Origin of the sequence: Sphingomonas natans (genome assembly GCF_030546695.1) — a bacterium.
Lineage (GTDB): Bacteria > Pseudomonadota > Alphaproteobacteria > Sphingomonadales > Sphingomonadaceae > Sphingomonas_I > Sphingomonas_I natans.
Genome location: NZ_JAUOTP010000010.1, coordinates 26,813 through 48,242, shown reverse-complemented (window position 1 = coordinate 48,242; position 21,430 = coordinate 26,813). Strand labels below are relative to the sequence as shown.

The 21,430-nt window shown below is 66.0% G+C and carries 26 protein-coding genes and 1 tRNA gene; 10 read left to right on the top strand and 17 right to left on the bottom strand.

Annotated elements, in window-relative coordinates; translation table 11 throughout:
• Positions 1-108 precede the first annotated feature (108 nt).
• Both Q4F19_RS18270 and Q4F19_RS18265 read left to right on the top strand, forming a co-directional pair.
• Positions 109-609: a ubiquinol-cytochrome C chaperone family protein gene (locus Q4F19_RS18270; RefSeq protein ID WP_303546069.1), complete on the top strand. Its 501-nt coding sequence runs from the start codon at positions 109-111 to the stop codon at positions 607-609.
• Entirely contained in the window at positions 597-1,136 is a 540-nt protein-coding gene (locus Q4F19_RS18265) for a YceD family protein (RefSeq protein ID WP_303545717.1), read from the top strand. Before Q4F19_RS18270 ends, Q4F19_RS18265 begins: the two co-directional genes overlap by 13 nt.
• Before the next feature lie 131 nt (positions 1,137-1,267).
• On the opposite strand, the gene ssb is transcribed toward Q4F19_RS18265, so the two are convergent.
• The 8 genes from ssb to ftsE all read right to left on the bottom strand — a co-directional run bounded on the left by ssb (position 1,268) and on the right by ftsE (position 7,908).
• Positions 1,268-1,810 (bottom strand): single-stranded DNA-binding protein, encoded by a 543-nt coding sequence (gene ssb / locus Q4F19_RS18260; RefSeq protein WP_303545715.1) that lies wholly within the window; start codon positions 1,808-1,810, stop codon positions 1,268-1,270.
• 71 nt (positions 1,811-1,881) lie between these two features.
• Complete coding sequence (gene feoB, locus Q4F19_RS18255; protein ID WP_303545712.1) at positions 1,882-3,744, bottom strand: ferrous iron transporter B; 1,863 nt, start codon at positions 3,742-3,744, stop codon at positions 1,882-1,884.
• Positions 3,741-3,977 carry a FeoA family protein gene (locus Q4F19_RS18250; RefSeq protein ID WP_303545709.1) on the bottom strand — a complete coding sequence of 79 codons (237 nt, stop codon included), beginning with the start codon at positions 3,975-3,977 and terminating at the stop codon, positions 3,741-3,743. Before Q4F19_RS18250 ends, feoB begins: the two co-directional genes overlap by 4 nt.
• A 213-nt stretch (positions 3,978-4,190) precedes the next feature.
• Positions 4,191-4,862: a COQ9 family protein gene (locus tag Q4F19_RS18245; RefSeq protein WP_303545706.1), complete on the bottom strand. Its 672-nt coding sequence runs from the start codon at positions 4,860-4,862 to the stop codon at positions 4,191-4,193.
• Positions 4,859-5,785: a DMT family transporter gene (locus Q4F19_RS18240; protein ID WP_303545703.1), complete on the bottom strand. Its 927-nt coding sequence runs from the start codon at positions 5,783-5,785 to the stop codon at positions 4,859-4,861. The genes Q4F19_RS18245 and Q4F19_RS18240 overlap by 4 nt, the downstream gene beginning before the upstream one ends.
• 31 nt (positions 5,786-5,816) lie before the next feature.
• The gene (locus Q4F19_RS18235) at positions 5,817-6,344 is read right to left on the bottom strand and encodes a YdcF family protein (protein ID WP_303546067.1); all 528 of its coding nucleotides are present in this window, start codon (positions 6,342-6,344) and stop codon (positions 5,817-5,819) included.
• Positions 6,341-7,198, bottom strand: a complete 858-nt coding sequence (locus Q4F19_RS18230) for a cell division FtsX domain-containing protein (protein ID WP_303545698.1) — start codon at positions 7,196-7,198, stop codon at positions 6,341-6,343. Before Q4F19_RS18230 ends, Q4F19_RS18235 begins: the two co-directional genes overlap by 4 nt.
• Complete coding sequence (ftsE, locus tag Q4F19_RS18225) at positions 7,195-7,908, bottom strand: cell division ATP-binding protein FtsE (RefSeq protein WP_303545696.1); 714 nt, start codon at positions 7,906-7,908, stop codon at positions 7,195-7,197. Before ftsE ends, Q4F19_RS18230 begins: the two co-directional genes overlap by 4 nt.
• A gap of 98 nt (positions 7,909-8,006) precedes the next feature.
• Between ftsE and Q4F19_RS18220 the strand changes: the two genes are divergently transcribed.
• A complete protein-coding gene (locus Q4F19_RS18220) occupies positions 8,007-8,696 on the top strand; it encodes a zinc-ribbon domain-containing protein (RefSeq protein WP_303545693.1) in 690 nt (229 codons plus the stop codon).
• Positions 8,697-8,915: 219 nt separating this feature from the next.
• A tRNA-Leu gene (locus tag Q4F19_RS18215) sits at positions 8,916-9,001 on the top strand.
• A 313-nt stretch (positions 9,002-9,314) separates the two neighbouring features.
• On the opposite strand, the gene Q4F19_RS18210 is transcribed toward Q4F19_RS18215, so the two are convergent.
• Both Q4F19_RS18210 and Q4F19_RS18205 read right to left on the bottom strand, forming a co-directional pair.
• A complete protein-coding gene (locus Q4F19_RS18210) occupies positions 9,315-9,599 on the bottom strand; it encodes a hypothetical protein (protein WP_303545690.1) in 285 nt (94 codons plus the stop codon).
• A gap of 207 nt (positions 9,600-9,806) precedes the next feature.
• Positions 9,807-10,694, bottom strand: a complete 888-nt coding sequence (locus tag Q4F19_RS18205) for a LysR family transcriptional regulator (RefSeq protein ID WP_303545687.1) — start codon at positions 10,692-10,694, stop codon at positions 9,807-9,809.
• 135 nt (positions 10,695-10,829) lie between these two features.
• Here Q4F19_RS18205 and Q4F19_RS18200 point away from each other — a divergent pair, with 135 nt between their 5' ends.
• The 3 genes from Q4F19_RS18200 (at position 10,830) to Q4F19_RS18190 (ending at position 13,394) form a co-directional block, all read left to right on the top strand.
• Positions 10,830-11,582, top strand: a complete 753-nt coding sequence (locus Q4F19_RS18200; protein ID WP_341850204.1) for an SDR family NAD(P)-dependent oxidoreductase — start codon at positions 10,830-10,832, stop codon at positions 11,580-11,582.
• Between the two features lie 701 nt (positions 11,583-12,283).
• Complete coding sequence (locus Q4F19_RS18195; RefSeq protein WP_303545685.1) at positions 12,284-12,592, top strand: hypothetical protein; 309 nt, start codon at positions 12,284-12,286, stop codon at positions 12,590-12,592.
• A 61-nt stretch (positions 12,593-12,653) separates the two neighbouring features.
• Positions 12,654-13,394: an HAD family hydrolase gene (locus Q4F19_RS18190; RefSeq protein ID WP_303545683.1), complete on the top strand. Its 741-nt coding sequence runs from the start codon at positions 12,654-12,656 to the stop codon at positions 13,392-13,394.
• Between the two features lie 285 nt (positions 13,395-13,679).
• Here Q4F19_RS18190 and Q4F19_RS18185 read toward each other — a convergent pair whose 3' ends face one another.
• Entirely contained in the window at positions 13,680-13,802 is a 123-nt protein-coding gene (locus tag Q4F19_RS18185; protein WP_303545680.1) for a hypothetical protein, read from the bottom strand.
• A gap of 164 nt (positions 13,803-13,966) precedes the next feature.
• On the opposite strand from Q4F19_RS18185, the gene Q4F19_RS18180 reads away from it, so the two are divergent.
• Together Q4F19_RS18180 and Q4F19_RS18175 are read left to right on the top strand one after the other, a co-directional pair.
• Entirely contained in the window at positions 13,967-14,188 is a 222-nt protein-coding gene (locus Q4F19_RS18180; protein WP_303545678.1) for a hypothetical protein, read from the top strand.
• Positions 14,189-14,281: 93 nt separating this feature from the next.
• Entirely contained in the window at positions 14,282-14,518 is a 237-nt protein-coding gene (locus Q4F19_RS18175) for a DUF2171 domain-containing protein (RefSeq protein ID WP_303545671.1), read from the top strand.
• Between the two features lie 3 nt (positions 14,519-14,521).
• Here the strand turns inward: Q4F19_RS18175 and Q4F19_RS18170 are convergent, their stop codons facing one another.
• On the bottom strand, positions 14,522-14,746 hold the full coding sequence (locus Q4F19_RS18170; protein ID WP_303545668.1) for a hypothetical protein: 225 nt from the start codon (positions 14,744-14,746) through the stop codon (positions 14,522-14,524).
• 54 nt (positions 14,747-14,800) lie between these two features.
• Here Q4F19_RS18170 and Q4F19_RS18165 point away from each other — a divergent pair, with 54 nt between their 5' ends.
• Positions 14,801-15,886 (top strand): ABC1 kinase family protein, encoded by a 1,086-nt coding sequence (locus Q4F19_RS18165; RefSeq protein ID WP_303545665.1) that lies wholly within the window; start codon positions 14,801-14,803, stop codon positions 15,884-15,886.
• A 558-nt stretch (positions 15,887-16,444) separates the two neighbouring features.
• Here the strand turns inward: Q4F19_RS18165 and Q4F19_RS18160 are convergent.
• From Q4F19_RS18160 to Q4F19_RS18140, 5 genes are all read right to left on the bottom strand, one after another.
• A complete protein-coding gene (locus Q4F19_RS18160; protein ID WP_303545662.1) occupies positions 16,445-18,445 on the bottom strand; it encodes an AsmA family protein in 2,001 nt (666 codons plus the stop codon).
• A gap of 229 nt (positions 18,446-18,674) precedes the next feature.
• On the bottom strand, positions 18,675-19,184 hold the full coding sequence (msrA, locus tag Q4F19_RS18155; protein ID WP_303545659.1) for a peptide-methionine (S)-S-oxide reductase MsrA: 510 nt from the start codon (positions 19,182-19,184) through the stop codon (positions 18,675-18,677).
• Positions 19,181-19,630 (bottom strand): peptide-methionine (R)-S-oxide reductase MsrB, encoded by a 450-nt coding sequence (gene msrB / locus Q4F19_RS18150; RefSeq protein ID WP_303545656.1) that lies wholly within the window; start codon positions 19,628-19,630, stop codon positions 19,181-19,183. Before msrB ends, msrA begins: the two co-directional genes overlap by 4 nt.
• 55 nt (positions 19,631-19,685) lie before the next feature.
• The gene (locus Q4F19_RS18145) at positions 19,686-20,516 is read right to left on the bottom strand and encodes an aldo/keto reductase (protein WP_303545653.1); all 831 of its coding nucleotides are present in this window, start codon (positions 20,514-20,516) and stop codon (positions 19,686-19,688) included.
• Positions 20,513-21,244 carry a TonB-dependent receptor domain-containing protein gene (locus Q4F19_RS18140; RefSeq protein WP_303545650.1) on the bottom strand — a complete coding sequence of 244 codons (732 nt, stop codon included), beginning with the start codon at positions 21,242-21,244 and terminating at the stop codon, positions 20,513-20,515. The genes Q4F19_RS18145 and Q4F19_RS18140 overlap by 4 nt, the downstream gene beginning before the upstream one ends.
• Between the last annotated feature and the right edge of the window lie 186 nt (positions 21,245-21,430).

Below are 21,430 nucleotides of genomic sequence, written 5' to 3'. Positions count from 1 at the left end.
GGATTGCAACGGCGGGCGGGGGCCTCAATATGCGGGAGCCCGCGACCAAGCAAGAACGGGCGGTCGCAAAAGGACGATGGGTTGATCACGAAGCTCCTGAACCGGCTAATGGGCCGCGATTCCGATCGCGAGGCGCTGCTGCCGCTGTACCGCGCGGTCGTCACCGCCGCGCGCCTGCCGGTCTGGTATCGCGCGGGCAAGGTGCCCGATACGATGGATGGCCGCTTCGACATGATCGCCGCGATCCTGAGCCTCGTATTGCTGCGGCTAGAGCGCGAGGGCGGCGAGACCTCGGCCCCCTCGGCGCGGCTCACCGAATTGTTCGTCGACGATATGGACGGGCAGCTGCGGCAGGAAGGGATTGGCGACATCATCGTCGGCAAGCATGTCGGGCGGATGATGGGAGCGTTGGGCGGTCGGCTCGGCGCGTTTCGCGAGGGGCTGGCGCCGGGCGGTGATCTGGACGGCGCGATCGCGCGCAACCTGCTGCGCGATCCCGCCGCCGATCCGGGCGCGGTGTCGGTGCTGCGTGATGGGTTGTTGTCGCTGAGCGCTGCGCTGGACGCGACGCCGGTACACGAACTTCTGGATGGCATATGGCGGAACTGATCCCCGAATTCTCCCGCCCCGTGCGGATGGACACGCTGAGCGACGGCGCGCGCGGAATCGATGTCGTGGCCGAGCCCAAGGAGCGCGCGGCGCTCGCTGGGCGCTTCCGGCTCGTCTCGATCGAGCGGCTCGAGGCGCAGGCGATGCTGACGCGCGTCGGCGAGACGGTGGCGGTAACGGGCCGGATCCTCGCCAATGTCGTCCAGTCCTGCGCGGCGAGCGGCGAGGACGTGCCCGAGAAGATCGACCAGCGCTTCGAGCTGCGCTTCGTGCCTGAGGCGGATGCGGGCAATGACAGCGCCGACGAGGAGATCGAGCTCGACGAATCCGCGCTCGATGAGGTCGGCTATACGGGCAGCGCGGTCGATCTGGGCGAGGCGGTCGCGCAGACCTTGGCGCTGGCGCTCAACCCCTATCCACGCGCGCCGAATGCCGAGGAAGCACTGAAGGCCGCGGGCGTGAAAGCCGAGGGCGAAGTCGAGAAGCTCGGCGCGCTGGCGGGCTTGCGGGATCTGCTGAAGAAATAAAGTGCGCTGGACCCCGGCGGAGGCCCGGGTCCAGGATCAGCGGGCGCGCCGCTCGTGGTTCAGGGTTCCGGCCTTCGCCGGAACACGGCGGTGCGCTCTCACCCGTTTCGCGCGGGCGGAATTAGGTGCTTTCAGAACGGGACGTCGTCGTCCAGATCGCTGTCGAACGCCGCCGGGGCCGGACGCCCGCCGCCCGATGATGCGCCGCCGCGCGCGCCGCCAGAGCTGGCACCGCCGCCGCCATAGCTGCCGCCGAACTCGCCGCCGTCATCCTCGCCCCAGCCGCCGCGCGCGCCGCCGCCGCCCTGGCTGCCACCTTCGCCGCGCCCATCCAGCATCACGAGCGTGCCGGTGAAGGGGCGTAGCACGACCTCGGTGCTGTACTTGTCCGCGCCGGACTGGTCCTGCCACTTCCGCGTCTCGAGCTGGCCCTCGATATAGACCTTGCTGCCCTTACGTAGATACTTCTCGGCAGTGTTGGCGAGCGGCTCGGAGAAGATCGCAACGCTATGCCATTCGGTCTTTTCCTTGCGCTCGCCAGACGCACGGTCCTTCCACGTCTCCGACGTGGCGATGCGCAGGTTCACGACCTTGCCGCCATTCTGGAAGCTGCGCGATTCGGGATCGCGGCCGAGATTACCGACGAGGATTACCTTGTTGACCGATCCGGCCATGCGTCTCTCCAAAACTATGTGCTGAGGCCCGCGGCCTGAGCCTGCGCCGGGTGCGGCGGAGTCGCGCCAGCCTACAATCCCAGAGCGGTCGCCGTCCAGAAGGTCGCGCCAGCCGCGAGCCAGGCCATGCCGAACAGATAAGCGAGCGTGAAGCTTGGCCACAGCCAGCCGTTCGTCTCGCGGCGGATCACGGCGATCGTTGACAGGCATTGCGGCGCGAAGACGAACCAGGCGAGGAAGGCCAGAGCGGTCGGCAGCGACCAGGCGCCGCGCAGGCGGCCCGCGAGCTTCTTCTCGCCCTGCGTGGGATCGTCGGCCGCATCGATCGAATAGACGGTCTGCAGCGCCGAGACCGCGACTTCGCGCGCAACCATCGCCGGGATCACCGCCAGCGCCATGTCCCGGCCGAAGCCGATCGGACGGACGATCGGGTAGATCACGCCGGCGATGCGCCCCGCGATCGAATATTCGCTCTGCTTGAGGCTGCTGCCGATCGGCACCTTAGGATAGGAAGTGAGCAGCCACAGTACGGCCGTGACGGTGAGGATCACGGTGCCGGCGCGCCGCAGGAAGACGAAGGCGCGCTGCCACAGGCCGATCGCGATATCGCGCACGACAGGTAGCTGATAGCGCGGCAGCTCCATCATGAAGCCGCCGCCGCCGCCCTTCGTGACCGTCCGTCGCAGCACGGCCGAGGCGGCCATCGCGCCGATGATGCCGGCGATATACAGGCCGAACAGGACGAGGCCCTGCAGACCGACGCCGGGCAGCACATTCTGCGCGGGAATGAAGGCGCCGATGATCAGCGCATAGACGGGCAGACGCGCCGAGCAGGTCATCAGCGGCGCGATCAGGATCGTCGTCAGCCGATCGCGCGGATCGTCGATCGAGCGCGTCGCCATGATGCCGGGGATCGCGCAGGCGAAGGACGAGAGGAGGGGGATGAAGGCGCGTCCCGACAGGCCGACGCTGGCCATCAGCCGATCCATCAGGAAGGCAGCGCGGACCATGTACCCCGACGCCTCCAGCACGAGGATGAAGGCGAACAGGACGAGGATCTGCGGCAGAAAGGCGACGACCATGCCCACGCCGTTGATGATCCCTTCGACGAGGAAATCGCGGAGGAAATTATCGGGCAGCGTGTTGGTCGCGGTGGTCGCGAGCCAGGACTGCGCTTCGGCGAGCCAGTCGATCGGCGCCTGGCTCCACGAGAAGACCGCCTGGAACATCACGAACATCATCACCGCGAGCAGGATGGGTCCGGCGACCGGATGGAGCGCGACGCGATCGAATTTCTCGGTGAAGGCGCGCTGCAGCGGGCGCTGGACGGTGGCGGCAGCGGCGATCTGGCGGCTGCGGCGCTGGAGCGCGGTCAGGTCCGCGCCGGGCACGGTCGGGGAGAGCAAAGTGCGGCCGCCGCCGGCGCTGGCGCGACCGATCGCGTCCTTCAGCGCATCCAGCCCGCGCTTGCGGACCGCGACCGTCGGGATAACGGGCACGCCGAGCTCGGCCGAGAGGCGGGCGACATCGATGTCGGTACCGTCGCGCTCGGCCATGTCGATCATGTTGAGCGCGACGATCGTCGGCAGGCCGAGCGCGACGAGCTGGAGGGCGAAGCGGAGGTGATTGTCGAGATTGGTGGCGTCGACGACGACGATCAGCACGTCGGGCCGGCGTTCGCCTTCCTGCGTGCCGATCAGCACGTCGCGCGTCACTGCCTCGTCGGGGCTCGACGGATCGAGGCTGTAGGTGCCGGGCAGATCGAGCATCTCGATCGGGCGGCCATCGTCGAGCGCCATCCGCCCCGATTTGCGCTCGACCGTGACGCCCGGATAATTGCCGACCTTCTGGCGCGCGCCGGTGAGCGCGTTGAACAGCGCGCTCTTGCCGGCATTGGGATTGCCGACGAGCGCGACGAGCGGGGCGGGATTCATGCGGGCACGACCGTGACCGCGGCGGCGACGGCCTTGCGCAGCGCGATCGTCATGCGGCCGACGCGCACAGCGATCGGATCGAGCCCGATTGGTCCGCGATGCAGCGTCTCGATCGCGACGCCTTCGTCGAAACCAAGCTCGCGCAGGCGGCGCGCGGCCTTGTCGTCCAGACCGTCCCAGTCGATCGCGGAGATGCAGGACGCTTGGCGCGAAGGGAGCTCGTCGAGACGCATCGCAGCGCCATAGGGCTGTTGCGAGTGATTATCAATAAAAGCGGGCTCAGTTCAGCGCGAACATGATCAAACTGATTTTACTGCCGCTCATCCTGAGGAGAGGCTGAGCTTGTCGAAGCCTCGTCTCGAAGGACCGGCGCCGTCCTTCGAGACGCCATTTCGACTTCGCTCAATGGCTCCTCAGGATGAGCGGGTCGCGATGTGTTCGGACGTTCAGCGCGTCCGGTAGCGCAGGCGCCCGAGAAAGCGGGCGGGGCTGAAATGCCTGTCCGGATCGGGCTTCAATTGCGCCTTCAATTTCTCGAAGCGCATCACGCCGGCGATGCGGCGATCGAGGAAGGCGCGGGTGTCGGCGAAGCCTTCGCTCTCGTCGTCGAGGAAAACGAGGATCGTCGAGAGATAGACGGCGCCGAGCGTCGCGCGCTTCGTATAATGGGCGAAGCCGGTCGCGGTGTCTCCGGCCAGCCGCCACATCGCGTCGGCCGCATGCCAGCCGAGCCTCGTGGCGGTAGGGACATTGGTCGGCAGCGCGAGAATGGCGATCGCGCGGCGCAGCGCCTCGCGATGCGGCGTCGCAATCTCCAGACGGGCCAGCACGATCGCGGTGATCCGCTCACGGATTTTCATTGCCGCCAGCCGTTCGGATGGCAGCACGACCACCATCTCGGCATCGACGCTGGCGAACCACGCCTCGATCATGTCGATCGCGCCGCCCGGTATCGCCAGCCGGGCGCGCTCGGGCGGCACGCCCAGCGCCATGGCGGCGGCCGACAGAGCCGCCTCGCTCCAGCCGTCGAACGCCGCCTCCTGCGGCAGCAGCGGGCCGAGCGCGGCGCGCAGCTCGTCGAGCGTCATGTCGAGCGGTGGGATGGCGGAGTCGGTCATAGCACCGAACTTAGGCCGTGCGTCTCGTGCGGCAAGGCCTTGGCCGGGCGATCGCGGACGAGCAGCACCGCGACCGCGATCCCGACGGCGCCGATCGCGTCCACCAATGTCAGCGCCTCGCCATAGACGAGCCAGCCGATCGTGGCGGCGACGATCGGCTGGGTCAGCAGCATCAGCCCGACGACGATCGGCGGCACCCGGCTGACCGCATAGAGGATCAATCCCTGGCCGATGAGCTGGCTGCCGCCGGCGAGCAGCAGGAGCGGCAGCCACGTCTTGGGCCAGATCGGCTCGCCGAGCCCGAAGGCGAAAAGCAGCAGCAGCGGCGCGCCCGTCAGCACGGAGATGGCGAGCGTCGAGAGCGGCGGGACCGCGCCGCGCACCCGATCGAGCGCGATCAGGTACAAGGTGTAGAAGCAGCCTGCGGCGATGCAAAGGAGATCGCCGAGGAAGTTCTTGCCCGAAAGCTCGTAGGAGCGGCCGACGAGCAGTATTGCGCCGGCGGTCGCGAGGAGCAGAGCGAGCCATTGGCGCGGCCGCGGCCACAGACGCGCGACCGCGAAGCCGTAGAGCGGGAAGAGCAAGGCGGTGATGTTGCCGAGCAACGTCGCATTGGCGAGCCGCGTATGGAGGATGCCGACATGCCACAGACCGAGATCGGCGGCGAAAGCGAGGCCGGCGATCGCGACCATCAGCAGAGCACTGCTGCCGGCCCGCGGCGGGAAATGCTCGATCCGCCGCGCGGCGATCAGCAGCACCGGCAGGGCCAGGGTCAGGCGCCAGAAGCCCGCCGCGACGGGGCCGATCCCGCTCTCCGTTTGCGACAGGCGGACGAGCCACGGGCCGCATGCCAGCACGACATTGGCAATGAGCAAGGCGGGCAGAGCGAGGCGGGGGATCGGAGTTGCGGGCGAATCGGCCATGCTTTGCCTTAGGGGCAAGTCGCGCGGCGCGTCAGCGGCCGATGAGGGTCGCGGCGCGGCGGAGCAGATATTTGTTATATTCGCGCAGCAGGGCGACGAGATTGGGCGTGCTCGGGATCGCATCGGGCAGGAGCGTCACGTCGCGCGGCAATTGTTGCGCGAGCTCGAGCCGGGCGCGGCGCATGTGCCAGTCGGTCGTGACGACCCGGATCGTATGGAACCGATAGGAGGCGATCCACGCCGCAGCCTCGTCCGCGTTCGAGCGCGTATCGACCGCCTCCGCACCGAGATCGATGCGCGATAGCAAAGCGTGCGGAAAGCGGTTGATCGTGGCGAGCTCGGCCGGGCGAACCTGCCGATCGACGCCCGAGACGAGCATGCGTCTCGCCTTGCCCGCCTGCAGCAGCGCGACCCCGCGCTGGACGCGCCCGGGGCCGCCCGTCAGCACGACGATGCCGTCCGTCACGCGGTCGTCGGCGGGATGCGGCAGCGTCGAGGCGAAGAGCGCGAAGCCGAGCGCCCACAGCAGCAGGACCGTCGAGAGCAAGCGGAGCATCAGATCGATCGCCGCAGCTGGCTGAGGATCGTCAGCCGCGTCGCCATCATCGCCGAGCCCGCCAGATAGACCGGCAGCACCATCAGCAGCCCCCAGTCGCGGACGGGCAGATGGGGCGCGCCGCCGGTGCTGCCGTTGATCGTGCCCAGATGCGCGCCGACGATCAGGATCACGCCGCCCGCCGCGATCAGCCCGAGCGTGGCGCCGACCAGCGCATCCATCGCCGTGCGCCGCTCGACCAGCCGCGCGAGCTGGGCATCGGTTGCGCCCAGCCCGTGTAGCGTCTCGACCGTGCCGGCATGCGCAGCGAGCGCGGCGCGCGCGACCATCGCCGTCACCAGCAAGGCGACCAGCGCGGACAACAGGACCACCACCAGCGCCAGCCGGCGCAGCGCGACGATCAGCCCGGACAGTGGCGCGAGCGCTTCGCCTTCGGCATCCACGCGCGCCGAGGAGACCGCCCGCAGCGCCGTGCGAACCGCGCCGATCGCGACGCCGGGCCGCAGATCGGCATCGATCAGCGCGGGGAGCGGGATATCGGCATCCGCACCCAGATAAGGCGACACCAGCCGGTGCACCTCGGCCTGGTCGACGCGCGCGACCCGATCGACCAGCTTATTGCCCGCGAGGATCGCCAGCGCACGCGCCGCGGCGGCATCGCGGCGCGCGGGATCGCCCTCCGCGATCGAGACGGTAATCTTGCCGGCGGCGTTCGCCGCGATCGCATCGGCGCTGCGCCCGAGCGCGAGCGCGCTGGCGGCGGCGAGCGCCATCAGGAAGGCCGCGGCCGCGATCACCCAAGGCAAGGCGCTGCGCCGCCCGGCGCGCAAAAGCAGATCGGACGGCAGCGCGCTCATCGATAGGCCCGACGCGGTGCGGCGGGATAGCGCAGCAGGCCCGACGGATCCTCGATACTCCCGCGCGCGAGATGCATCGTCGCCGCGGATGGAAAGCGCGCGACGAGCGCCAGATCGTGCGTCGCGACGAGGATCGTGGTGCCGAGCCGATTGAGCCCCTCGAACAATTGGAACAGCCGCATCGACATTTCCGGATCGACATTGCCGGTCGGTTCGTCAGCGACGATCAGATCCGGCCGGGCGACGACCGCGCGCGCGATCGCGACGCGCTGCTGCTCACCGCCGGAAAGCGTCGCGGGGCGGGCGTCGGCGCGCGGCGCGAGGCCGACCCAGTCGAGCATCTCGGTCACGGTGGCGCGGATCGTCGGCTCGTCCTGCCCCATGATCCGCAGCGGCAGCGCGACATTCTCGAACGCGGTCAGATGCGGGATCAGCCGGAAATCTTGATAGACGACGCCCAGCCGCCGCCGGACCACCGGCAAGGCATCGCGTGGCAGCGTCACGATATCCTCGCCGAACAGGCGGATGATGCCGCGGCTCGGCCGCTGCGCGAGCGTGACGAGGCGGAGCAGCGAGGTCTTGCCCGCGCCCGAGGCGCCCGTGACGAAGTGGAACGAGCCCGGCGCCAGCGAGAAACTGAGATTCGACAGCGTCTCGGCGCCGGTGCCGTAGCGAAGCCCGACATTTTCGAAATGGACGATAGCGGACATCGTGCCCGACCATCGCAGGCGCAGGCGGAGCGGGCAAGCGCGCGTCGTGCCGCAAGCGCGCTTGCCGCCGATGCGACCGGGGCGCTAACCATGCGCCGATGCGGATCACCTGCCCCAGCTGCGCCAGCGGTTACGACGTTCCCGACGATGCCATCGGCCCTGCCGGACGCAAGGTGCGCTGTCGCGCCTGCGGCGAGAGCTGGATCCAGGCGGGCCCCGGCCTGCCGCTGCCGCTGCGGCGTGCGGCGCCGACGCAGCCGCCGCCCGCGCCGGTCGTCATCCCCGCGCCTGCGACCGCGCCGGTCGAGGAAGCGGTCGCTCCCGCCGTTCCGATCGAGGAGACGGCGCCCGTCGCGCGGCGGGGATCGGTCAAGGGGCCGTTGATCGCGCTGGGCCTCGTCCTGCTCGTCCTCCTGCTAGGCGGCGCGATCGCGCTGATCGCGTTCGGCCCGAACCAGGTCGCCACCGGCCTCGGTCTGTCCGATCGCCGCGTGCCGCTCGGCATCGCGATCACGAAGCAGCCCGATTGGCGGATGATCGCGGGCGGCAGCGAGCTGTTTGCGGTCTCGGGTCGGATCTGGAACCCGACCGCGACCGATCAGGCGGTGCCCGACATCCGCGCCGAGCTGAAGGATACCGCGGGCCGCACCGTCTATGCCTGGACGATCACGCGGCCGCAGCCGCGGCTGGCCCCGGGCAAGAGCATCGATTTCGATGCGGCCGCGGTCGACGTGCCGCGCAGCTCGTCCAAGATCGCGGTGAGCTTTCTAGGCACGGGCGGCAGCTGATGCGGATCGGGGCGCTGACCGAAAGCGGCGGGGCGCCCGGCCTCACCCCCTTTCTCTGCGTATGCACCTTGTCCGCGCTATCGTCCGAAGCTTCCGCGCGACGCGGAAATGCCGATGTTCGTCGATTGCGAGGAAGCGCTGTTGCAGCACCCGGGAAGCCCTGCTAGGGGCTCGCGCCTGCCAGCGCTCCGGAGCTTTCCGGGGTACTCTTCTCGATGTGCGGTCGTGGCGGAATGGTAGACGCGCAGCCTTGAGGTGGCTGTGGCCGAAAGGCCGTGGAAGTTCGAGTCTTCTCGACCGCACCAAACAGTCCTAAGTGACTGATATTACTGAGAAAGTCCGGCGAGGGCTGGTAAATTTGCCCCGCAATTCCGGCACTTTGCCGACGCCCTGGATCCCTGGTGCAGTAGTTTTGGTCTCTGTTGTAAGGCAGCTTTGACCGCCTTTTGGCTTGCGTCTCTGCGGCCAATTTTTCTGACTGCAGGTCGGTTCATGTGCGGTCAGAGATTTGGACCTCAGGCTCTGTGCTCTGTTGCTGTGGTCCTGGTACGTTGGCCGGCCGCCGTCGTCGCCAGAAACGACAAAGCGCCCGCAGGCGCTGCACTCGCAGATACTAAGTCAGCCGCGCGTAAGTGCGATGCGCTGGTCGCCCCATGCCGTTGGCAGATCGGCCGCCAGGAGCTGGGAGGAGGACAGGTCGATCGAGATGCCGCCTTTGACGATAGCGCGAGTGATGTCCGGCGAGAGCCAGCTAAGGCGGACCAGGCGCGCAAGCCTGGTTCGGCAGCGTTTGCGCTTGATGGCGATCTGATTGAGCGAAAGTTCGGCTTCCTCAAGGACGAGCTTCCGGGCCGCGAGCGCTGCCCATGCCTCGGAAGCTATAGGAACGATAGCGTGGAGCAAGCAGGCATGAGCCAGGTCCTGCCTATCGTCACGCCCCAGCCTAACATGAACGGATGTCGGATGCGGGAGATGCCTAAGCACATCTGAGTGTCGTCCCAGACGGGTTGGCGGCCAGCGCAACGCAGTCAGTCGAATGGAAGTTCGAAGCCGCTAGCGCCAGAGGCGGGCTTCTAGCAGCATGCATCAATCGCCCGTTTGCAGACTCGCCTAAACAAGAAGCGACGCACTCCATTCGATGAAGGCGCGGACCTGCGGAGTGAGATGCTGCCGACTTGGGTACAGCACGGAGACCGGCCGACTGATCGTCGGCAAGTCTCCCAGAAGTTCGACCAAGGCTCCGCTTGCTAGATGGTCGGCAACGGTGATGCGCGGCACCTGGATGAGGCCGAGCCCCGCGATCGCGCACGCGACGAACGCCTCGGAGTCATTGACCAGAAGAACCGCGCGAACACGCAGCGACCGGTCGATGCCGTCCTCGATGAACTGCCATTCAACGGGGCGCCGTCCCCGGCCGGAGAAATAGACGACCGCTTCATGATCCGCGATGTCAGCTATCGTCCGCGCAGTCTCCCTCGCAGCCAGATAATCGGGTGAGCCACACACGACGAGGTCGATCCGCCCGATCAGGCGACTCACCATGCTGCCCATCGGGAGATCCCCGATGCGGATGACGCAATCAATGCCGTCGGCGATCAGGTCGGTCGGCTGATCGCTCACGCCCAGGACGATCTCGATGTCGGGATAGGCCGATCGGAACGCGGCCAGCTTCGGCACGATAACCGAGCGTGCGAGTGCGACCGGAACGTCGACGCGAAGACGGCCGCGCGGCGACGTTGCCGATCCGCCGAACAGATTCACGGTCCGGTCCGCTTCGCTCAGCAGCTGCAGAGCCTGGTCATAGAGCGCTTCGCCCTCGCCCGTCAGGGTGGTGCGCCGCGTGGTCCGGTGAAACAGGCGAACGCCCATCTCCAGTTCCAGCGCCGCGACGGCATTCGTCACGCGGGGCCGCGCCAGCGAGAGTGTCTCCGCCGCCCGCGCGAAGCCGGCCCGTTCGGCGACAGCCACGAAGATGCGGAGCCGTTGAAGTAGGTCCATGCGATTTCCTACAGCGCCCTGATTGTTGGTGATTATCGTAACAGTGAAACTCGAAAAGGCGAGCTACTGCATAACACCCGACCGGCCTATTTCCCCTCCACGGCCGCGGACGCGGCAACGTTGGAGGAATGGATCATGGACCTGCACATGGACGGCAAGACCGCGCTCGTAACCGGCGCGAGCCAAGGGCTAGGCCGCGCGATCGCCAAGGCGCTCTCGTCTGAAGGCGTCACCGTCCTCGCGACCGCCCGCAATCCCGAACTGCTCGCCAGCCTTGCGAGCGAGATCGAAGCCGATGGCGGCGCCCGACCCGTCCTGTTCGAGCAAGACTTCATGACGCCTGACGCGCCGCAGAAGATCGCCGACGCTGCGCTCACGGCGCTCGGCTACGTCGACATTCTGGTCAACAATGCCGGCGGAAGCCGTCCGATGGAGATCGACGCGCCCGAGGATCAGTGGGTCGAGGGCATGACGCTCAATTTCGACCGGCATCGCCAGCTTGCCCAAAAGCTGCTGCCGAACTTCATCGCCCGCAAGGCCGGCGCGATCATCAGCTTGTCGGGCAACCTGGAACCTGAGGTCGTCAACGCGGCGATGGTAGCCAAGGCCGGCCTGGTGGTGTGGTCGAAGGGGCTCTCGGAGCAGCTCGGCCAGTACGGCATCACCGTCAACTGCGTCCAGCCGGGCTTGATCGACACCGCGCAGATCCGCCGCCTCTATCCAGGCGAGGAGCGCACGAAGTTCGCCAGCCGTGAGATCGCGCTGCACGAGTTCGGCCAGCCCGAGGATGTCGCAAATGCGGTGACGTTCCTCGCTTCTGCCCGGGCTCGCTACATCACGGGCATTGTCCTGCTCGTCGACGGCGGAATGCGACGGTACAGCTTCTAATCGAACGTTCGCTTCGCACGCTGTAAAGCGGACCGATGGCGCACCGCGCCTTGTGCCGATCGACCGCGTGCACCGCGAATGCTGTCGAGACATGAACGGACGTCGGAAGCTGGGAAACTGACAATCGCCTAGCAATGGCGGATTCTAGGTCTTGTAGGCATGCTCGGGGCTTGTCACTCCTCGCGTAAGGAAGCGTGCGGCGCCCGGTGAGGTCACCGAACGCGCGCTCGCTTCTTCGGGGAAGATAGAGGGCGTCGCTCAGCTTGATCCCGAAGGCCATGTAACATTCGTCGATGGTACGCACGACATCGTCCACGCGAAACTTACTTTAGCTATGCGGGTCACTGGCGGTTTATTTGCGGATCGCCTCCGGTCGCGACTTGCGGGCGTAAACCTGTGCCCAGCTGAAAAACGAGCTTACCACCAAGCTGTGTCGTCGGAAGCCAACTCTGGCCCCCGCAAAATGGTCATCCGGCGCAACTAGCACCTGCGTTAATTCGACATGACGTTGCCCGAGGACGGAATCCTCCAGACGCCGCCAGCGAGAGTTTCTCTACGAGGGAAATCGATCTCAGGCCCGTCCAGAGGTCTCTCGGCCTGTACAGCGCGATTGATGGACGCGCTGGCACGCAATCGACGGTGAGGAACGTGCGCGAAGGCCGGTTGTTGAGCCGGCATAATCCCACAACGAGGCGAGAACCATGAACCGCATACCGACCGATGATCTCGCACCTGAGACGGATAACGACGAACAGAGCGACGACGGCCAGGCGCAGGACGTCGCCGACGACGCCTTGGAGCTCGGCGGCGATCTATCCGAAGATAGCGAGCATGGCGGAGCGTCGAACCCCGCGGCGGTCATGCCGGACGACGTGCCGGATCTGGTCGATACGATGAACCAGATGGTCACCAGCGGCCGCATCGACAACGGAGCCTTTCAGGGCGAGCCGATGCATGACGACGAGGAAGACCGCCTCGGACAGACGGACAGCGACGACGATAACGACTGAGCCGTCGCGGGCGAGACAGATCCGAGGCTCGGGGCGCCCAAGATGAATGCCAAGGCCGACAATGCCTGATGCCAACGTCCGTCGCTCCAGCGGCGGACGTCCGAGATGGGACTTCAGCCAAATGGCAATTCGAGCGATACTTTTCGACATCGACGGAACGCTCGTCGACAGCAACGACATGCACGTGCTCGCATGGGAGCAGGCCTTCGCGGACATCGATGTGCGCTTCGACCGTCAAGTCGTTCACGACCAGATCGGCAAGGGCACCGACATGCTCGTGCCCAGCCTCCTGCCGGATGCGGACCAGGCCGAGCAGGAACGGCTGGGCAAGATACAGGGCGACGTCTTCAAGAGCCGCTTCCTGCACCAGGTGCGTCCGTTCGCGGGTGCGCACGACCTCCTCGTCCATGTGGCGAACGCCGGGCAGAAGGTCGTGCTCGCCTCGTCCGCCTCCCAAGCCGAACTCGACCACTATCTCGATCTACTCGATGTCCGGGATCTGGTTTCGGCCACCACCAGCGCCGATGACGTCGAGCAGACGAAGCCGGCGCCGGACATCTTCGCGGTCGCCCTCGAGAAGGTATCTCCCCTGAAGGCGGATGAGGCACTGGTGGTCGGTGACACGCCCTACGACATCGAGGCGGCGGCAAAATGCGGGATCGCCGCGGTCGGCCTGCGGTCAGGCGGCTTCAGCGATCAATCGCTCTTTGAAGCCGGCGCAATCGAGCTATACGATGATGTCGCTTCGCTGCTTCGGGGTTACAACAGGTCGACGCTTGCAGCTGCATCCGTCGTTGGCTGATTCAAGATACCTCTCGAAACCACAGAGGCCGAGGGCCTTAAAAGGAACCGAAGTCATCGTAGCTAGGGCGATGTTGCCGGGTCCGGTGACCAGCAGCGCCATCGGAAGTCGATGACTGCTACCTCCGGGCCAGTTGCATGACGGATGTCGAACAGTAGCGGAGCAGTCCCGCGCGGTTAGGCGGCTCACGTAGATCGCGGCCGTCAGTTCGGCCGGACCAGCTCCGACGATCAGACATCGCTGACGCCTGTTGGGGCGTCGATCTGCCCGCTCGGCTTCAAGGCGTCACTGATAGCCGCCTTCCTTGCGCTCTTCGGCGGCCTCTTCCTGCACCTTCTCCAAGGCGTCCTTATTTTGCTCGTCGCTGGTCGGCTCGGAAGGTACGTGGTTTTTCGGGTCGGGAATCATGGTGGAGCTCCGTGATAAGTCGCAGTTCAACGAGCGGAGTCGTCCGTCAGGCCCAACGAATAGCGTCCGCGCCGGTGCTTGATCGAGATGCTGCCATCGTGCGGTCGCAGGCGTTCGTCGGGAAAGGAGATCGGACGATGTCGGCACCCAGGAGTTCGCTGTAGGTGAGCACGCGCAGAACCGCGGAGATGGCGGCGATCTTCATGATCGGCGACGGTATCCTCGGGCTGATCCAGCCAAGACGCCATGTGGATCTCTGGCGATCGAACCTGCCTGCGGCCGACGTGCTTGTCCGCCCGTTCGCCGATCGCCCCGGCCGACGGCGGGCCTATGGGCTCGCCCAGGTGATCGCCGGCGTCATCCTCGCGTCGCAGCTACGACCGTGAGCGAGGGGCCATGCCGGTCTTCCGACAGAATTCTGAAGGCGTGTCCCCAATCCCGGCGCTGGTTCGTTAGGCCGCGACACCAAGGAGATTGGCATGCCTGAAGCAAATGTAATCGCTGAACATATGGAAGTCATCGGCGCCGACGGTGTCCATGTGGGGACGGTGGACCACCTCGACGGCGACCGCATCAAGCTCACGAAGACGAGCAGCGAGGACGGAGAGCATCACTATGTCGCGACCGCGCTGGTGCAGGACATTCGCGGAAACACGGTGACGCTCACCAAGTCCGCAGCGGATGCGCTGGTCCCGGCGCCTGTTAGCGAGGGCTGAGGATTACCCTGGAGGATCGGCATGGCCGATGATCCCGTACGGAAGGCGAAGGCCGTTCCCGGAGGACGCCTCTCGCGGCTCGGCGTTTTCGGCCGGCTGGCGGGAGGCGTCGCCGGAGGCATGATCGCCGAAGGCGCCCGCCGGCTGGCCGATGGCGAGCGACCACGCATGCGGGACATGCTGCTGACGCCCGGCAACGTCGCCCGCGTCGCCGATCAATTGTCGCATCTGCGCGGCGCCGCGATGAAGCTCGGGCAGATGATCTCGATGGACGCCGGCGACTTGCTGCCCGCCGAGCTGACCCAGATACTGGCGCGGCTGCGCGATCGCGCCCACCACATGCCGCCGACACAGCTCCAGCAGGTCCTGGCGCGCGAATGGGGAGCTGATTGGCGTCGGCGCTTCGCCTACTTCAACGCGACGCCGCTGGCGGCCGCCTCGATCGGCCAGGTGCATCGGGCTCGTCTCCCCGATGGTCGCGAGCTCGCGATCAAGGTCCAGTATCCCGGCGTGCGCGAGAGCATCGACGCCGACGTGGACAATGTCGCGACCCTGCTGCGCGTCTCGGGTGCGCTGCCGAAGGAACTGGATCTCGCACCGATGCTGGCCGAAGCGAAACGTCAGCTACGCGAGGAAGCCGACTATCTGCGCGAGGGCGAGCAGTTGAGGCTATTCGGGACGCTGCTGGCGGACAGCCCGCACTATGTGGTGCCGACCCTAGAACCCGAGTTCACCACCGATCGGGTGCTCGCGATGAGCTTCGTCGAAGGTATCCCGATCGAATCGCTCGGCGCATCGACGCAGGACGTTCGCGACGGCGCAATGCGATCGCTGATCGCGCTCGTCTTGCGCGAACTGTTCGAATTCAGGCTGATGCAGACGGACCCCAACTTTGCCAACTACCGCTTCCAGCCGGCGACCGGCCGTCTGGTACTGCTGGACTTCGGCGCGACGCGGACTGTGGGCGAGGACACGGCTGTCGGCTATCGCAGACTGCTCGAAGCCGGACTGGCCGGCGATCGCGACGCCGTCCGCGACGCCGCGGTGGCTGCCGGCTTCCTCGGCGAGGCCGCCGTCACGCGTCATCGGCCGCTGGTAGATCGCATGATCGACGTCATTCTCGTCGAATTGACCCGGGACGCCGCCTTCGATTTCGGGGACCGGGCATTCGTCGGTGCGCTGCGCGACCAGGGCATGGCCATGGCTGCCGACCGCGAGACCTGGCACATTCCGCCGATCGACACGCTCTTCGTCCAGCGCAAGATCAGCGGCACCGCGCTGCTAGCCGCGCGGCTGGGGGCCCGCGTCGATGCGCGCAGCATGCTCGTCGAGCAATTCGGCAGGATGACGGCACAGGCCGAGATGTGAGTGGCGCATGAGCATGGCGTCGAGCGTTGCTGCGCCCGAATGCGGAATGGGACGAAGTCGACCGGCGGAACATCCGCCCGCCGGCCGCGCTCGAATGAAGCTACCGAGACGGAAGGAAATCGATGACCGAAGCGATATGGGGCGATGCAGTCTCGCCCGAGATAAATTGGCGTGCGAGCGCCGCTCTCGAGAATGTCCCTCGTGGCGACGATGACGTCGCGGAAGTGACCAGCCTCGAGGGTGCGGTCCGGGCCTGGCTCACACTGGATCCGGCTCACCGGACGGACGCCACGCTGACGCTCGAACATCCCGTGATCATCGACGGCGCGTCCATGACGGAGTTCTCAGGGGAAGGCATTGCCGCGCTGGCCGAAAGGCTGCCGGGCGGGACGGCGATCCCGTCGAACAGCGACGACCTCGACGAGGCGGGCGAACCCCGTCTCACGGCCAAAAGATGTGATCGACCGTCGCGCCAGGTTTCCTCACTATGCCGCGTCTCGGCGCGGGTCCTGCCGCTTCAGCGGTGGGCTCGGGGCGGCAGGGCAGCGAGAGGCGCCCTCAAAACAGTCCTAGGAATTTCTTCCGCTTCGAAACTCCGTGCGTGTTCACGGTGCCAACATCGCGGCGTTTTTGACCGCCGCTGGTCCGCTGGGCGCTGGCACGAGCGCCCGCGAGTACGGGCCCGCAGGCCGCCGACTTGGCATCGCCAGGATCGACGAACGCGAGCAGCGCTGCGGGCGGGGCCAGCGCCGCCAAGCCGAGCCCGATACCGGATCGACTGAATAACTGCGTGCTCAGCGGCCGGATGACAGGCGCGGCGAAGTATCCGCCGAGACCGACTGGCGACTGCCCCGACAGCAAACTGAACGTCTTCGCGTCCGCGCGGATCGCCAGATCGAGCCGCTCATCGCGAAAAGAAAAGCTGCCGCGACCGGCAATGACATTTTTGGCCGTATCGATCAGGATCGGGTCGGCCGTGGCGAGCCCATTGCGGACGGTAAAGGCGACGAGCCCGCAATTGATCCGGACCGGCTGCTTGAGCTTGTTCTGCAGCATGCGCTGGAAGAACACGCCGAGATCGAGTTCGACAAGCTGGACGTTGCGCATCCAGAAGGTGCCGCTAGGCAGGACGAACGCGATGCGGCCGCGAGCGCTCGCGAGGCTGTCGCGCACGCTGTCGCCGTCACCGATCAACTCGGCGCGGCCTTTCACGGTCCCTGTGGTTCCGGCCTCGATCGCGCCGAAGCCGGCTAGCAATTGGCTGATGGGTGTAGGCAACAGGCGGACATCGTAGGTGGTCCGAACCGGCCGCATGCGCGCGTCGATCGTTACGTCGGATGTCACGCGTCCGCGCGCCATCGTGAAGGTCAGCGGCACGAGCTTCAGCAGGCGGTCCTCGAGAGACAGGCGCAGATCAATGTCCGCCAAGGGAATAGTCCGGGATCGCACCGTGTCGATATGCCAGCGAAGGCCAGCATCGAAGGCGCGCAGCGCTTCTATTCTCAGCCGCGCATCCGGCAGCAGACGGGGCGCGCCCCGCACGTGGGTGATCGCCCCGGCTGCGCCCTTCGCGGCGATCTCATCGGGATTATAGCCCATGAAAGGCGCGGCATCGACGATGTCGAGCCGATGCGTGGCGAGCATCGCCTCCACCCGCACGCGCGGCTCGATGTTATGGACGGTAAAGGCCCCCGACAGATCGCTGTCGCCGAAGCGCCCGTGCATCCGCGTAAAGCGATATTGGTCTTCGTGAAGGATGAGCTGGGATGCCAGCGCGTAGCGGCGGGTGTCCGGTACGGTGATGCCGATGACGTCCAGCAACCGCGCGAGATTGCGACCGCGTGCGGCCACGGCCAGGGGCACATCTTCGAGCGCGGCGAGGCTCGGCAATGTTCCGCGCATGTCGATGACATTGTCGGCCGCATAAGCGCGCAGGGTCAGCTGATTGCGGCCGCGCTGGACGGTCTCGTCAGGCGAAAGCAGCGCGCCGGTGGTTGTGAAGGGTGTCGCGCGTATCTGTCCCCGTCCGGCAAAGCGGACCGCCGAGCCGATCCGGGCGTCGGCTGACCTGATCGTCTGGAAGCGGAGGTCCGCCAGCAGCCGCAACCGGGGATCGCGGTAACGCAGCGTCGTGCCCGACAATGTCGCCCGATCTATGACTGGCAGCGTCAGCGGTTCGCCACCCTTCCGGTCACTGAAGGTCCAGCTGTTGCGCCGGTGCGCCTTGTCCCACTCGAGATCGAGCCCCGCATTGGCCAGTTCGAGCTCGCGTAGCCGCCACTTTTTGCGAAATAGCGTCAAGGAGGCGATGCGCGCCTGGAGCCGCTCGGCGCTGATTAGGTAAGGTTTGGTCGCGTAATCGGGATTGCGGACCGTCAGGCCCGCGACGACCAGCTTTACGTCGAACGGATCAAGGAAGAGCTGGAAGTCGCCGCGCGTCTTCACCGAGCGGTGAAGCTGAGCGCTCAGGGTCCGCTCGAACGGCCCGCGCAGGAAGCGCCCCTTGGTCAGGTAAAGGACGAGCCACAGCGCGAACAGGATCAGGCACAGCGCGCCCAAGATCCGTAGCAGCCAGTCTGACCACGAATGCCTTACGCGGCCGGTCGCGTCTCCGCGTGGCTGCCTCGTCCCGTCACTTTGGATGTCACGCCTCCCGTCCGGCCATCAAACGGTATCGCGTGGATTTTGTGCCGCGGGCAGCGAGTGGGGCCGTGCCTCACCCCAGACAGGATCAGACTTTACCGGCCCCGCATCAACGGTCAGGCCCGGTGCGGGCCCTCCCGCCAGTTCATGCCGCAACGGCGCGGTGGGGAAGCTTCCAGCCAGGTCGGACGAAATGGCAGGTATAGCCGTTCGGCAGGCGCTCCAGATAGTCCTGGTGCTCAGGCTCTGCCTGCCAGAAGTCCCCCAATTCTGCCAATTCGGTCACGACTTTGCCGGGCCACAGACCCGAAGCATCGACGTCGGCGATGGTGTCCTCGGCGACCGCCTTCTGATCCGCATCCGCATAGAAGATCGCGGAGCGATAGCTTGCGCCGATATCGTTGCCTTGGCGATTGCGGGTGGTCGGATCGTGGATCTGGAAAAAGAATTCCAGCAAGGCGCGATACGTCGTCAGCTCAGGATCGAATGTGATCTCGATGGCTTCGGCGTGATTGCCATGGTTGCGGTAGGTTGCGTTAGGCACCTCGCCGCCGGAATAGCCGACCCTGGTCGAGACGACCCCTGGCAGCCGGCGGATCAGATCCTGCATCCCCCAGAAACAGCCTCCGGCGAGGACAGCGCGTTCCGTGCTCATGCGACGTCCTCGACCTGAGGCACATAAGCGCCATAGCCTTGCGCTTCCATATCGTCGCGGTGAACGAAGCGGAGCGACGCGGAATTGATGCAATAGCGCAGGCCGCCGCGATCACGCGGGCCATCATCGAACACATGCCCCAGATGGCTGTCACCATGCGTCGAGCGAACCTCGATGCGGGTCATGAACAATGATGTGTCAGTGATTTCCGCGACGTTCGCTGGCTCGATCGGCTTGGTGAAGCTCGGCCAACCGCATCCGGATTCATATTTGTCCGAGCTCGCGAACAACGGCTCACCGGACACGATATCGACGTAGATACCGGGCTCTTTGTTGTGAAGAAGTGAGCCCGTACCCGGACGCTCGGTGCCGCTCTTCTGCGTCACCTGATATTGCTCGGCAGTGAGCGCGGAGATTGCCTCGTCAGTCTTGCGATAGGTTTGCATCGAACCCTCCATCTGATCGCAAAAATGGGGTTGCTTAGGTCATTTTACGAGGGCCTCAGAGCATCTCCAGAGGCAAGCGATCGCGCGGCCGAGGGAAGGCGGTGTCGAGCGCTGCGAGATCGTCCGCCGACAATTCCAGGTCGGCCGCCGCGCGGTTCTCCCGCACGTGCTCGACGCTCGCGGCTTTCGGGATGGCGATCAGGTCGCCACTTCGCATGGTCCAAGCGAGCGCGACCTGCGCGGGCGTGGCGCCGATCCGAGCCGCTACATCCACGAGCTGCCGGTGGTGGAGCAGTCGACCCTGTTCCACCGGGCTATAGGCCATGATAGGGATCCGATGGTCGGTTAGCCAGGGCAGCAGGTCGTGCTCGGGGCTGCGACGTGTGAGATTGTAGAGGATCTGGTTGGACGCACAGGCGCTACCGCCTGCCGCTATCAGCTGTTCCATATCGTCTGTGTCGAGATTGCTGACGCCCCACCGGAGAATCTTGCCCGCATCGACGAGACGGCTCATCGCTTCGACGGTCTCGACGAGCGGCACGCTGCCGCGCCAATGAAGGAGATAAAGATCGAGCCGATCGGTCCCGAGCCGCTGGAGGCTTGCCTCGCAGGCCGTCGCCAAGCGTGCTTGCGACGCGTTCTGCGGATAGGCCTTGCTGACCAAGAACACGCCGTCGCGAATGCCGGTGATTGCTTCGCCTACCAGACGCTCGGACTCGCCGTCGCCATACATCTCTGCCGTGTCTATCAGCGTCATACCAAGTTCGATTCCGGCGCGCAGCGCTGCCAACTCGTTCGCGCGCCTCTGAGGCTGCTCCGCCATCATCCAGGTCCCCTGTCCGAGAGCCGGTACCGTAGTGCCGTCAGAAAAGCGGATCGTCTTCATTCGATGTCCCCAAGCGCCTCATACCAGCTGGCATAACGCGTGTTGCGGACAAGGTGCCTGTTCATATCCTCGCTCCCGTCATTCCACCAAACCGGACCGCGTTCGCCAAGCGCCACCTTGGCTGAATCAACCTCGGCACGGGCTCGTGCCAGCCTCTCCGTCTGCCGCCTTGAGCGCGCGGCCCACCGCGCGCCGAGCGTCCATGAGCTTACTGACAAGGGCCTGCCGTAGGCCTCGCCCTTGTGGCCCGTCGCATAGGTCAGGAAGCCCGTAATGTCGGCGGCGAACTTGTGCTGGAGGCCCAGCTTGTAAGTGCCGAAATAGTCAACCGAATGGCCGCCATAAATGCGGGCTGCGACCAGATCGTTGAAGGTGTAGTCGATCCGCTCGCGGCTATAGCGTGCGCCGGCAATGAGGGTCGTCGAGGGCAGCACGTCATATTCTAGCTGACTGATACCGGACAGCTGATCGCTCCCGTTGGCAGCGGCCCATCGCGCGATCGAGAAAAGCGGACCGCGATTGAACGTCCGATCGAATTTCGTCGTGTTGAAAAAGAGGCCCAGCGTGTAGCGAAGACGGTCGCCGCCCGGGGAGACGAGCCGCAACTCCTGGCTGAATTGCTCGGTCGAGAAATCGCCGCGCTGGCGATTGTCGAACGTCGGGATCGCGGAATCGTCGTTATCGAGGCGATCGTGCGAATTATGATGATCGTGGGCCGTAATCGACATCACCGTCGGGCCGCCTGTATCGTACGAGACGCGTAGCGACTGGGCGAAGTCGTTGTAAGTGTTGCCGGTCTGAAAAAAATTGTACGCGACGTCGGTATTCTGTGGGCCAACAACGATGCCGGGCGCGAAGACCGCGGGCGTGAAGCTCCGATTGCCGCGCAGGATCGCGTTGGGCGCCAGCAGGAT